The 12,184-nt window shown below is 68.8% G+C and carries 12 protein-coding genes and 1 riboswitch; of the genes, 3 read left to right on the forward strand and 9 right to left on the reverse strand.

The features are described 5' to 3' along the window. Positions 1–83: 83 nt before the first annotated feature. Positions 84–1,427 (reverse strand): NYN domain-containing protein, encoded by a 1,344-nt coding sequence (locus M2283_RS18700; protein WP_280877401.1) that lies wholly within the window; start codon positions 1,425–1,427, stop codon positions 84–86. Between the two features lie 36 nt (positions 1,428–1,463). Beyond that, positions 1,464–1,703 carry a hypothetical protein gene (locus M2283_RS18705; RefSeq protein ID WP_020129990.1) on the reverse strand — a complete coding sequence of 80 codons (240 nt, stop codon included), beginning with the start codon at positions 1,701–1,703 and terminating at the stop codon, positions 1,464–1,466. 156 nt (positions 1,704–1,859) lie between these two features. Here M2283_RS18705 and M2283_RS18710 point away from each other — a divergent pair, with 156 nt between their 5' ends. Both M2283_RS18710 and M2283_RS18715 read left to right on the forward strand, forming a co-directional pair. Continuing rightward, on the forward strand, positions 1,860–2,654 hold the full coding sequence (locus M2283_RS18710) for a rhomboid family intramembrane serine protease (RefSeq protein ID WP_280877402.1): 795 nt from the start codon (positions 1,860–1,862) through the stop codon (positions 2,652–2,654). Next, positions 2,651–2,932, forward strand: coding sequence for an Lrp/AsnC family transcriptional regulator (locus M2283_RS18715; RefSeq protein WP_280877403.1), 282 nt, complete (start codon positions 2,651–2,653; stop codon positions 2,930–2,932). Before M2283_RS18710 ends, M2283_RS18715 begins: the two co-directional genes overlap by 4 nt. Positions 2,933–3,050: 118 nt before the next feature. On the opposite strand, the gene M2283_RS18720 is transcribed toward M2283_RS18715, so the two are convergent. From M2283_RS18720 to ctaE, 6 genes are all read right to left on the reverse strand, one after another. Then, positions 3,051–4,415, reverse strand: a complete 1,365-nt coding sequence (locus tag M2283_RS18720; RefSeq protein WP_280877404.1) for an aminotransferase class V-fold PLP-dependent enzyme — start codon at positions 4,413–4,415, stop codon at positions 3,051–3,053. Between the two features lie 166 nt (positions 4,416–4,581). Next, positions 4,582–4,698: riboswitch (SAM riboswitch) on the reverse strand. A 74-nt stretch (positions 4,699–4,772) separates the two neighbouring features. After that, complete coding sequence (gene trpD / locus M2283_RS18725; protein WP_280877405.1) at positions 4,773–5,837, reverse strand: anthranilate phosphoribosyltransferase; 1,065 nt, start codon at positions 5,835–5,837, stop codon at positions 4,773–4,775. Between the two features lie 134 nt (positions 5,838–5,971). Continuing rightward, positions 5,972–7,615 carry a cytochrome bc1 complex cytochrome b subunit gene (qcrB, locus tag M2283_RS18730; RefSeq protein ID WP_280877406.1) on the reverse strand — a complete coding sequence of 548 codons (1,644 nt, stop codon included), beginning with the start codon at positions 7,613–7,615 and terminating at the stop codon, positions 5,972–5,974. Further along, entirely contained in the window at positions 7,612–8,667 is a 1,056-nt protein-coding gene (gene qcrA / locus M2283_RS18735; RefSeq protein ID WP_280877407.1) for a cytochrome bc1 complex Rieske iron-sulfur subunit, read from the reverse strand. The genes qcrB and qcrA overlap by 4 nt, the downstream gene beginning before the upstream one ends. Further along, positions 8,664–9,473, reverse strand: a complete 810-nt coding sequence (gene qcrC, locus M2283_RS18740; RefSeq protein ID WP_280877408.1) for a cytochrome bc1 complex diheme cytochrome c subunit — start codon at positions 9,471–9,473, stop codon at positions 8,664–8,666. The genes qcrA and qcrC overlap by 4 nt, the downstream gene beginning before the upstream one ends. A 77-nt stretch (positions 9,474–9,550) precedes the next feature. Next, positions 9,551–10,171 carry an aa3-type cytochrome oxidase subunit III gene (gene ctaE, locus M2283_RS18745; protein WP_280877409.1) on the reverse strand — a complete coding sequence of 207 codons (621 nt, stop codon included), beginning with the start codon at positions 10,169–10,171 and terminating at the stop codon, positions 9,551–9,553. A 178-nt stretch (positions 10,172–10,349) separates the two neighbouring features. On the opposite strand from ctaE, the gene M2283_RS18750 reads away from it, so the two are divergent. Beyond that, entirely contained in the window at positions 10,350–10,751 is a 402-nt protein-coding gene (locus M2283_RS18750) for a hypothetical protein (protein ID WP_280877410.1), read from the forward strand. Positions 10,752–10,852: 101 nt separating this feature from the next. On the opposite strand, the gene M2283_RS18755 is transcribed toward M2283_RS18750, so the two are convergent. Then, positions 10,853–12,115, reverse strand: coding sequence for a L,D-transpeptidase (locus tag M2283_RS18755; RefSeq protein ID WP_280877411.1), 1,263 nt, complete (start codon positions 12,113–12,115; stop codon positions 10,853–10,855). Between the last annotated feature and the right edge of the window lie 69 nt (positions 12,116–12,184).

The raw sequence follows: 12,184 nt of genomic DNA on the forward strand, positions 1-12,184 counted from the left end.
GACGCTACGTTGCGTGACGATTACGCCAATTCGGGCGTTAAACCTGCAAGCTTGACCTTCAGGACAGGCGCTCGGGACGGCGCTCAGGACAGCCGCTTCAGCAGCATCGCCGAAGCGACCGGCCGGGCCCCCGCCTTGGCGACCCCGTCGGCCACCTCGCGGTCGGTGGAGGCGACGATGACGGGCCGGCCCGGCGGCTCGGCGCGCACCAGCTGGCGGATCAACTCGTCGGCCGTGACACCCGGCTTGGAGAACAGCACCCGCACCCCGCGCGGCGGCGCGAGCAGCACCGGCGCGGCCAGTTCGGCCCCGTCGAAGACACACGTCACCTCGGCGCCGGTCTGGGCGGCGAGCTGCGAGAGCTGACCCAGGAGCCGCAGACGCTGCTTCTCCAGGGGCATCTGCGGATAGCCGGTCTTGGTGACGTTGTAGCCGTCGACGACCAAGTGCGCCTGGGGCAGGGCGAGTAGCTGGTCGAGAATCGCCGGGTCGTGCTCGGACAGCGCCCGCGCGGCGATGTCTTTCGGGGTCATTCGTCCCGGTTCGACCGCGTCCACGGTCTCCGCGGGCCGCACGGACACCGGTGGCAACGCCAGTTCCCTGCGCAGCCCTTGGGCCGCGTCCAGTACGGTGTCCAACAGCAGGCGCACGCGCATGTCCTCGACACTGCGCCCCTCGCGCGCCGCTTTGCGCGTGGCCTCCAGGGAGGCCTCCGCCTCGGTGAGCCGCGCCTTCACGCGCCGCGCCTCGCTCTCGGCGGCGGACAGCTGTGTCTGTCCCTCGGCGCGCAGGATCTCCATCTCGGCGTGCATCTTGCGCAGCGCCGCCTCGCCGCGCCGGACGTCACTGACGGCCGCGCGCAGCTTGCGATGAAGCGATTCCGCTTCTTTCTTGGCGGCCTCCAGATCGGCGCGCAGGCGCTCGGTCCCGGTGCGCGTCAGGTCCCGGGCGGCCGTCAGCTCCTCGCGCAGCCGCTCCAGCTCGGCCCGGCTCTCCTCGTCGGCCCGCTCGGCGTCGGCCCGCTGGGCCTCCTCGCCGGCCGCCGTCACGAGCTTCACCCAGCCCGTGGGGCGCAGCACATAGGCCGCGGCCGCCACATCCAGCGGGTCCGCGGCCGGGGGCGGCGAGCCGGAGTCGAGGGCGCCCGCCAGCTCCGCCTGGGCCTCTCTCAGCTTCTCCCCGATCCGCTGCCGGAACAGCGGATCGGTCTCCAGCGCGGCCGCCATCGCGTTCCCGGCGAACTTGGCCCGCCGGTTGGGGGCGAACCGCGCGTACTGCCGCAGCTGCGCGGGCAGTTCGGCGACGGTCAGGCCGCCGAACCCGTCCGAGACGATCTGTACGACCCGGCGGCGCACACCGTCGGGCAGCGGACGGTCGAGCACCTCAGCGGTGCCGTCGCCCGGCCCCCCGCCTGCGCTCTCCACCATCCGTCACACCCCATCACCTGTGCGGGGCCGGCCCTGTCAGGAACCGGCGCCGGGCCTGTCCACGAGTTCCACCTGATCCACGGCGTTGCACCAGCGGCAGCGCACCGACTCGATGGTCTCACTGACCACCTCGCGCTCCTCGACCTTCGGCTCGCCGGCGAGGTCGAGATGGACGTACTCGACGACCTTCGACGAGCGCGTCACGTCGAAACGCGTGAGGTTGCCGCACAGAGTGCAGCGCCACCGCGTGGCCGCGGTGGGCAGGGGAACCGTCATCGTGACTGTCCGCTTTCCTTCTAGTGTCCGTGACGCCCGGCTTCCCCGGTGCGTGTGGCTCGTAACCCTAAGGCCTGGCGCGTACTCGCCGCCCGTCCGTCCGCGGCGGCGAGGCGGTCTGTGCGTGTGCATCCCGTTACGTCATGCTCTGTGTCCATGATCAGCAACTGGAGCACGGCGGTCGGCAGGACGTTCAGAACGGTCCGGATGCCGTCGGCACCGGTGACGTACGGGCTGATCGCGGCCTGTTGCCTGGTCTTCGCCATCGGCCCGGCCGCGGGTCTGAATCCGGCCTACGGCTCCGGGGACGCGCTGCTCGCCGCACAGCGCGCCTATTTCCACCGCTGGGGCGTGGTTCCGGTGGACCTCTTCGCGGACGCCGCCGGCTCCGCCCTCACCCCCGCCACTGCCCTCTTCATCCACGGCGGCTGGGTCCACCTGCTCGGCAACATGCTCTTCCTCTACGTCTTCGGCGTGATGACCGAGGAGCGGATGGGCCGCGTGCAGTTCACCCTCTTCTACCTCGGCTGCGGCTATCTCGCCCTGCTGGGGTACGCGGCCGCCAACTCCTCCTCCGATCAGTCCCTGGTGGGGGCGTCGGGGGCGATCTCGGCGATCCTCGGTGCGTTCCTCTACTTGTTCCCCGGAGCGCGGGTGACGAGCCTGCTGCCGTTCCTGTTCTTTCTGCCGATGCGGTTTCCGGCCTGGGTGGTGCTGCCGTTCTGGGCGGCGCTGCAGTGGGTGGCGGCGGGGCGGGCGGACCAGGGGCCCGGGGTGGCGTATCTGGCGCACGTGGTGGGCTTCTCGCTGGGCTTCGGCTACGCGTGGGTCCGTTTCCGTAAAAGGAAAGGCCCGAAGGGCGGCCTTGGAAGGGCGGTGGTGGCAGACGGGCGGGCGACTAGAGTGAAGGCCGCCCCAGCTCCGGCCCCCGAGGGAGAGAACCAGCCGTGATCACCGCGATCGTCCTCATCAAGACCAGCGTGGACCGGATCCCCGAGATCGCGGAGTCGATTGCCTCGCTGGAATCTGTGAGCGAGGTGTTCTCCGTGACGGGTACGTATGACTTGATCGCGATGGTTCGGGTGCGGGAGCACGAGGATCTCGCCGAGGTCATTCCCGGGCGGATCAGCAAGATCCCCGGGGTGGAGGGGACGGACACGCACGTGGCGTTCCGGACGTACTCGCAGCATGACCTTGAGGCCGCGTTCGCTATTGGGCTGGACTCCTGAGCTGAGCGCCTAGTGGGGCGGGGGGCGCGGATCGTTTGCGGCTGACCGTCCGATGTGGCTGGTCGCGCCCACGCGGCGGAGCCGCACATTGATACAGCCCCGCGCCCCTAGGGAGCCTCTAGCCCACCGCGGGTACGCAGCGGCCGTTCTCCGTGTGGTAGGTCCACTTGGCGCCTGCCGTCACCAGTTCCTTCACGGCGCTGACGAAGCGGTCCACGTGCTCGTCCGGGGTGCCGGCGCCGAAGCTCACTCGGATCGCGTTGAGGGACTTCTCGCCCGGGGCCGCTTCGGGGGCACCGCATTCGCCCTGGGTCTGGGGGTCGGTGCCCAGGAGGGTGCGGAGCAGGGGGTGGGCGCAGAAGAGGCCGTCCCGGACGCCGATGCCGTACTCGGCGGAGAGGGCGGCGGCGAAGTGGGAGCTGTTCCAGCCGTCGACGACGAAGGAGATCACGCCCACGCGCGGGGCGTCGTCGCCGAAGAGGGACAGGACGCGAACCTCCGGGACCTCGGCCAGGCCGACCCGCACCTTCTCGATCAGGTGCTGCTCGCGCGCGACCAACGTGTCGAAGCCGGCCTCGGTCAGCGCCTTGCAGGCCGACGCGATGGAGTAGGCGCCGATGACGTTGGGCGAGCCCGCTTCATGCCGCGCGGCGCTCTCGTGCCACTCCACGTCCACTCCCCCGTCCTCGCGCCGGGTGACCTTGCGGCTGGCGCCGCCGCCCGCGAGGTAGGGGTCGGCCGCCTGGAGCCAGTCGGCGCGGCCCGCCAGGACGCCGGAGCCGAAGGGGGCGTACAGCTTGTGGCCGGAGAAGGCGATCCAGTCGACGTCGAGGTCCTGGACGGAGACCGGGTGGTGCGGGGCGAGTTGGGCGGCGTCCAGGACGATCCGGGCGCCGTGCGCGTGCGCGGCGGCGGCCAGTTCGCGGACCGGCCACAGCTCGCCGGTCACGTTCGAGGCTCCGGTGACACAGACCAGGGCCGGGCCGTGGGGGTCGCGGTCGGCGAGGGCCTTCTCCAGCGTCTCGACCGCCTGGCCCGGGGTGCGCGGGGCGTTGAGGTAGGTGACGCGGGCGTCCTGCCAGGGCAGCAGCGAGGCATGGTGCTCGGTCTCGAAGACGAAGACCTGGCAGTCGGCGGGCAGGGCCGCGGCGAGGAGGTTGAGGGAGTCCGTGGTCGAGCGGGTGAAGATCAGCTGGTCGTCGGGGCGGCAGTCCAGGAACTCCTCGACCGTCCTGCGGGCGTTCTCGAACAGGTCGGTGGAGAGCTGCGAGAGGTAGCCGGCGCCGCGGTGGACGCTGCCGTAGTACGGGGCGTAGGCCGCCACGTCGTCCCAGACGCGCTGCAGGGCCGGGGCGCTGGCCGCGTAGTCGAGCGCCGCGTAGGTGACTTCGCCGCCCGTCACGAGCGGGACGGTGACGTCCCGGCCGAGAACGGGCAGCGGGGCACAAATGGTCTGAGCGGCGGCAACGGTGGCGACAGACATGGTGAACTCCCGTGAGAGGCAGGCGAACTCACTGCGCGAGCGGACAGGGCTTCGGCGCAGGGAAGGGTGAAAGGGGATGTGCGGAGGTGGGGGCTTCGCGCCCTATCGCATTCGCTTGCTCACAGAGAGCTCCCTCGATGACCAGGACCCCTGGTGTCTTTCGAGGGGCCCGCGCTTGCCGCAGACCTCGCTGCCTACGGCCTGGTCTTCACCCGGGGCACCCCGCCACGGACGGAGGGTTGCCGGACAGTCGGCCGGGGCCTCATGACTGTCACTCATGACCTGGTCCAAAAACTTACGTGAGGTGATCGTCGTCCCGCAACCCGTGTCCGGATCGCGGGACGACGACCGGTGCCGCTACGCCTTGCTGGCGGCGACCCAGCGCTCCAGGGACCGCTTGGCGGCCCCCGAGTCGATCGACTCGGCCGCCTTCGCCATACCGGCGCTCAGCTGCTCGGCCAGCGGTGCCTGCGTCGGGTCCAGGGCCACCAGGGCCGCCGCCGAGTTGAGCAGCACGGCGTCCCGTACGGGGCCCTGCTCGCCGTCGAGCAGGCGGCGGGCGACCTCCGCGTTGAACGACGGGTCACCGCCGCGCAGGGCCTGAACCGGCACCAGTTCGAGACCGACGTGCCGCGGGTCGAAGGACTCCTCGGTCACCTTGCCGTCGCGGACGATCCACACCCGGGAGGTGGCCGTGGTCGTCAGCTCGTCGAGACCGTCGTCGCCGCGGAACACCAGGGAGGAGTTGCCTCGCTCGGCGAAGACTCCCGCGATGATGGGCGCCATACGCGGGTCCGCGACCCCGACCGCCTGGGCCCGTACCTTGGCCGGGTTGGTCAGTGGGCCCAGCGCGTTGAACACCGTGCGGATGCCCAGCTGACCGCGCGCGGCGCCCGCATGACGCAGGGCCGGGTGGAACTTGATCGCGAAGCAGAAGGTGATCCCGGCCTCCTCTGCGACCTCGGCCACCCGCCGCGGGGTCAGCTCCAGGTTGACGCCAAGACGCTCCAGGACGTCGGAGGCGCCGGACGCGGAGGACGCGGCCCGGTTGCCGTGCTTGACGACCTTCGCGCCCGTGCCGGCGATCACGATCGAGGACATCGTGGAGATGTTCACCGTCTTCGCGCCGTCGCCGCCGGTGCCGACGATGTCCACCGTCTTGCCGGACACCTCGATCACGTTCGCGTGCGCGTACATCGCGCGCACGAGACCGGTGATCTCCTCGACGGTCTCCCCCTTGGCCCGCAACGCCACCACGAACCCGGCGATCTGCGCGTCCGTCGCCTCGCCGCGCATGATCTGGTCCATCGCCCAGAACGTGGCGTCGGCGTCCTGGTCACGGCCGTACAGCAGGGCGTTCAGTACCTCGGGCCAGGAACGGCCCGCCGCGATGTCGCCTCCAGCGGGGGTCACAGCGCTCATACGGCCGCTCCTGGGTGTCGTAGAAACAAGCTTCAAAAGACCTGCCCCACCCTATCCAGCCCAGGACACGGCAAAGGGCCCCGTCCGGTGTTCGGACGGGGCCCTTCGACTGTGGCGTGGCGACGCCTCAGCGATCAGTGGTGGCCGTGGCCGCTCGTGATCTCCTTGTACTCCTCGACGGTGGGCTTGGGGATCTGGGACTCCTCGCCGTAGTACGCCTCGCTCAGCTTGGCGCGCAGCTTCTCGGCACCCTTCACCTTGCGCTCGACACCGTTCTCGTCGACCGTCGCGCCGATCGCGGCCGGCACGTACTGCTCGTGCGCGGTGAGCGTGTGCAGCGCGTCCTGGCTGAGCGGCTCGTGCACCTCGATGAACTCACCGTGCGGCAGGCGCTTGATGATGCCCGACTCGCGGCCGTGCAGCACCTTGTCCCGGTCCCGGCGCTGCAGGCCCAGGCAGATCCGCTTGGTGGCGACGAACACGAGGACCGGCACCACGAAGAAGCCGACGCGTACGAACCAGGTGATCGCGTTGATCGACAGGTGGAAGTGCGTGGCCCAGAGGTCGTTGCCACCACCGACGAGCAGGACGAAGTACCAGGAGATCCACGCGGCACCGAACGCGGTACGCGTCGGGACGTTGCGCGGACGGTCCAGGATGTGGTGCTCGCGCTTGTCGCCGGTGACCCAGGACTCGATGAACGGGTAGACCGCGATCGAGACCAGGACCAGCGGGAAGATCACCAGCGGGATGAACACGCCCAGGACGAGCGTGTGGCCCCAAGCGTTGATCTCCCAGCCCGGCATGACACGGATCAGGCCTTCGGAGAAGCCCATGTACCAGTCGGGCTGGGCGCCCGTGGACACCATGTCCGGACGGTAGGGACCCATGGACCAGATCGGGTTGATCGAGGCGATCGCCGAGACGGCCGCGATGACACCGAAGACCAGGAAGAAGAAGCCTCCGGCCTTCGCCATGTAGACCGGCAGCAGCGGCATGCCGACGACGTTGTTGTTCGTCTTTCCGGGGCCCGCGAACTGCGTGTGCTTGTGGTAGAAGACCAGGATCAGGTGGCCGACCACCAGGCCGAGCATGATGCCCGGCAGCAGCAGGATGTGGATCGAGTAGAAGCGGGACACGAAGTCGCCGCCCGGGAACTCGCCGCCGAAGAGGAAGAACGACAGGTACGTGCCGACGATCGGCACGGACAGGACCGCGCCCTCCATGAAGCGCACACCGGTGCCGGAGAGCAGGTCGTCCGGGAGCGAGTAACCGGTGAAGCCGGTGAACATGCCCAGGACGAACAGCAGGAAGCCGAACAGCCAGTTGACCTCACGCGGCTTGCGGAACGCGCCCGTGAAGAACACCCGCATCATGTGCACGAACATGGCGGCGAGGAAGATCAGCGCGGCCCAGTGGTGGATCTGCCGGATCAGCAGACCACCACGCACATCGAAGGAGATGTGCATGGTCGAGTTGAAGGCCTCGGACATCATCTGGCCCTGCAGCGGGATGTAGCTGCCGTGGTACTCCACCTCGTTCATCGACGGGTGGAAGAACAGCGTCAGATACACACCCGTGAGGATGATGATGATGAAGCTGTAGAGGCAGATCTCGCCCAGCATGAACGACCAGTGGTCGGGGAAGATCTTGCGCATGTTGGCCTTGGCCAACCCGTAGATCCCCAGCCGGCCGTCCGCCCAGTCGGCGACGCGCTCGCCCGCCGGTGCTTTGCCGCGCCGGGGCTCGTTGCTTGACGGGCTCTCGTTGTTGCTCATCCGCGCTCCCAGAATGCAGGACCGACGGGCTCTTCGAAGTCGCCGAGCGCCTCGAGGTAGCCCTCGTCGTTCACGCCGATGCGCAGCTGCGGCAGGGCGTGCCCGGCGGGGCCGAAGATCACTCGGGCACCGTCGGAGAGGTCGAAGGTGGACTGGTGGCAAGGGCACAGCACGTGGTGCGTCTGCTGCTCGTACAGGGAGATCGGGCAGCCGACGTGGGTGCAGATCTTCGAGTACGCCACGATGCCCTCGTGCGACCACTCGAGCTCGCGCTTGTCCTTGATGTTGTCCGGCTGGAGCCGGACGATCATCAGGGCCGCCTTGGCGATCTCGGTCTGGAACTCCTCGTCGTGCTCCTCCAGGCCCTCGGGCTTGGCGAAGGTGAGCGAGCCGACCGCGACGTCGGAGGGACGCAGCGGCTCGTTCGTGTTCATGTTGACGAGCAGCTTGCCCTTGGACCAGATGGTGTGGCGGAGCTTGGTCCCGGGCAGCGGGCCGAGGTCGCGCAGCAGCATGACGCCGGAGAGCGGGAACAGGGCCAGCGCGCCGAACATCGTGTTGCGGATCAGCTTGCGCCGGCCGAGCGCGGACTCCTTGGCGCCCTGCTTGAAGTCGGCCAGCACCTTGGCCTTGACCTCGGGCGTGGCCTCGATCGCGTGCCGCTCGTCGGCGATCTCCACGTCGGACATCAGGGTGCGGGCCCAGTGGACCGCGCCCGCGCCGATCGAGAACAGCGCGAGGCCCAGGGTCAGGCCGAGCGCGAAGTTCAGCGCGTTGATGTGACCGATCGGGAAGACGTAGATCGCCCTGTCGTGCGGGATCGCCACGTAGGAGGCGATGAAGCCGACGGTGGCCAGCATCGACACCGTGAACAGGAAGGCGACGACGCGCTCGGACCGCCTGGCGGCCTGCTCGTCGATGTCCTGCACCCGGTGCTCGTGGGGCGGCAGTCCGGGGTCGGCGAACGGGTCCTGCTCGTTCGCGACGCCTACCGCGCCGTGCGCGTCCTGCTCAGCGGGCAGGTTCTCTTCTGGAATGTCTTGGCTACTCATGACTTCTTGGCCTTTGCGGTCCGAGCGGCGACCCAGACGGCGACCGCGATCAGCGCGCCGAGTCCGAAGACCCAGGCGAAGAGGCCCTCACTGACCGGCCCGAGGCCACCCAGTTCGAGGCCACCAGGGCTCTCGGTGTCGTCGCCGTTGACCGCGTTCAGGTACGCGATGATGTCCTTCTTGTTCTTCTCCGACAGCGTGGTGTCGGGGAAGGACGGCATGTTCTGCGGGCCCGTCTGCATGGCCTCGTAGATGTGCTTGGGGGCGACACCTTCGAGGTCCGGCGCGAACTTGCCGTGCGTCAGCGCACCGCCCTTGCCGGTGAAGTTGTGGCACTGCGCGCAGTTGGTGCGGAACAGCTCACCACCCTTGGCGATGTCGGCGCCGTCGGGGCCGTACTCGGCCTTCGTGGGGACGGACGGGCCGGCGCCGAGGGAGGAGATGTACGCGGCGAGCTGGTCGATCTCGGCCTGCGTGTAGATGACCTTCTTCTTCGGGATCTGCGCGCCCGGCTGCTGGGCCGGCATACGGCCGGTGCCGACCTGGAAGTCGACGGCCGCGGCGCCTACGCCCACCAGGCTCGGACCGTCGGAACTGCCCTGACCCCCGGTGCCGTGGCAGCTTGCGCAGCCCACGGAGTAGAGCTTCTTGCCCTCGTCGATGGCAAGGGACTGGGCGGTCTCATCGGCCTGTGCCTTGCTCGCGGGCGCGAACGCGGCGTACAGCCCCCCGGTGGCCGCCAGCGCGAGGAGTAGGACGACGACAGCCGCCAGCGGATGGCGTCGTCGTGCGGAGAGCTTTTTCACGGATTACCCCGGTGTCAGGATCTTCTGCGTCGATGCTGGAAAGTGCGTCTGCGGGACGCACGCGGGAGCGGGCCCGCCTACTTGATCAGGTAGATCGTGGCGAAGAGGCCGATCCAGACGACATCGACGAAGTGCCAGTAGTAGGACACGACAATGGCCGCGGTCGCCTGTTCGTGCGTGAACCTCTTGGCCGCGTAGGTGCGGCCGAGGACCAGCAGGAAGGCGATGAGACCGCCCGTCACGTGCATGCCGTGGAAGCCGGTGGTCAGGTAGAACACCGAGCCGTACGGGTCCGAGGAGAGCGAGAGGCCGTCCTCCTTCACCAGCTCCGTGTACTCGAAGATCTGACCGCCGATGAAGATCGCACCCATCACGAACGTGACGATGAACCAGCCCCGGAGCTTCTTCACATCCCCGCGCTCGGCGGCGAAGACGCCGAGCTGGCAGGTGAGGGAGGAGAGCACCAGGATCGTGGTGTTGGTCGCGGAGAACGGAAGATTGAGATGGCTCGCCATCTCCTTCCAGTGATCCGGACCGGTCACCGATCGCAGGGTGAAGTACATCGCGAAGAGGGCCGCGAAGAACATCAGCTCGGAACTCAGCCAGATGATGGTTCCGACGCTGGTGAGGTTCGGCCGGTTGACCGACGGGTGCGCGTGCCCGGTTTCTACTGTCGTTGCTGTCGCCACGACCGACATTATGTCGGTCGCTTATCCCGCCCTCACTCCGGGGGGTGCCGTTCGGAGTGTTCGCACCGTGTGTACTGCCCGTATGGCCCATCGAAGCGGTGTTCCAACAGGTGTTGACGGGGTGCTCAAGGGAGTAGCATCCGCGGCATCGGTCCTGTCCGTACGACGCTGACGTCCCGGAGGAAGAATGCAGCCGACCGCCACGGTGCTGGTCTACAGCGACGACTCCAACACCCGCGAGCAGGTGCGGTTGGCCTCCGGCCGGCGGCCGGCCCCGGATGCTCCGTTGGTCGAGTTCCTGGAGTGTGCGACCCCTGCGGCGGTCCTCTCGGAGCTGGACAAGGGTGGGATCGATGTCTGTGTCTTCGACGGGGAATCCGCGCCCATGGGCGGCATGGGGTTGTGTCGGCAGATCAAGGACGAGGTCTTCGACTGCCCGCCTGTGCTTCTGCTGATCGGGCGGCCTCAGGATGCCTGGCTTGCCACCTGGAGCCGGGCTGAGGCGGCTGTGACGTTGCCGGTGGATCCGGTGGAGTTCGCGTCGGCGTTGGCCGCTCTGTTGCGGGACAAGAAGGCTCTGAGCGCCTAGGAGTTCTGGGGCGCGGTTGTCTGGCGGCTGCGGGCTCGTTGTGGTTGCTCGCGCCCACGCGGCGGAGCCGCACATGTCACAGCCCCGCGCCCCTGCGTTTCTCACACCGCCGTCGGCCTGAGACGGGCCGTGTCCTCCGGGCTGGGGGCGTCCTGGGTGTTGGCGATGAGGGCGCTGCCGCCCCGCCACTTCTTCCAGTCGAGGTTCCAGTCTCCGAAGCCGTTGCCGAAGGGTTCCATTTCGTCGCCGTAGGAGTTGACGACCTTGACGACGTCGCCTTCGTGGATGTTGTCGAAGAACCACTCGGCGTTGCTGGTGCTCATGCCGGTGCAGCCGTGGCTGACGTTCTCGTAGCCCTGGGAGCCGACCGACCAGGGGGCGGCGTGGACGTACTCGCCGCTCCAGGTGACGCGGGTGGCGTAGTAGACGGGCAGGTCGTACGAGTCCGAGGAGCCCTCGGCGATGCCGACGGTGGTACCGCGCATACGTACGAAGTACTCCTTGCCCAGTACGACCTTGACGCCGTTGCGGGTCTCGAAGCCGGGCTTGCCCGTGGTGACCGGGAGCTCGTTGATCTCCTTGCCGTTCCGGTAGACGGTCATGGAGTGTGACGAGGCGTCCGTGACGGCGATGACGCGGTCGCCGATGCTGAGCCTGAGGGGCTTGGAGCCGCCGCCCCAGAGACGGTCGCTGATCTTCACGCCGTCCAGCTCGCTGCGGGCCTGGACGGTGGCGTGGGTGGGCCAGTAGTCCTTGGGCCGGTAGTGGAGTTCCTTGTCGTCCACCCAGTGCCAGGCGCCCTGCACGGCGGGCACGGAGTCGACTCTCAGGGCGCGTTCCACGATCGCCCGCTGCGCCTTGTCCTTGACCGGCTTGTTCAGCTCGGCCGTGACGGGCTGTCCGACGCCGTACTTGCCGCCCTCCGGCCCGAACTTCACCGTCAGGGGTTTCTTGGCGGTGGGCTTGCTGGTGTCGAAGGCGAGCACCTTGCGGCCGGGCGCCCCGTCCTCGTCCTCCGTGCTCACCCGGACCGTGTAGTGGGCGCTGGCGGCCAGCGGGGAGGTGCTGTGCCAGCGAGTGCCGTCGGCGCTGAGTTCGCCCGTCACATAGCGGCCCTGGGCGTCCACGGCGGTGACGTCCGTGATGCGGCCGTCGTCGTCCGACGCGGTCACTTCCAGGGGCTTGTCCGGGTCGACCTTCTTTCCGTCGCCGGCGGGGCCGTTGAAGGAGATCTGGTCCGTCGCGTCGTACGGCTTCGCGGAGAGCGGGTTGCCGCCGCTGCCGCAAGCGGTGCCGCCCGCGCCGAGGGCGATCACCAGCAGCGTGCAGCTGACGACGGTGCGGGTGCGCGGAGAGTGGTTCATACGATCACGGTATGGACGTACCCCGGCGACGGCGCGGTGAGTAACTCGTACGAGGGACCGGCCGTGCGG

It is taken from the genome of Streptomyces pseudovenezuelae (assembly GCF_029892565.1).
GTDB classification, from domain to species: domain Bacteria; phylum Actinomycetota; class Actinomycetes; order Streptomycetales; family Streptomycetaceae; genus Streptomyces; species Streptomyces pseudovenezuelae_A.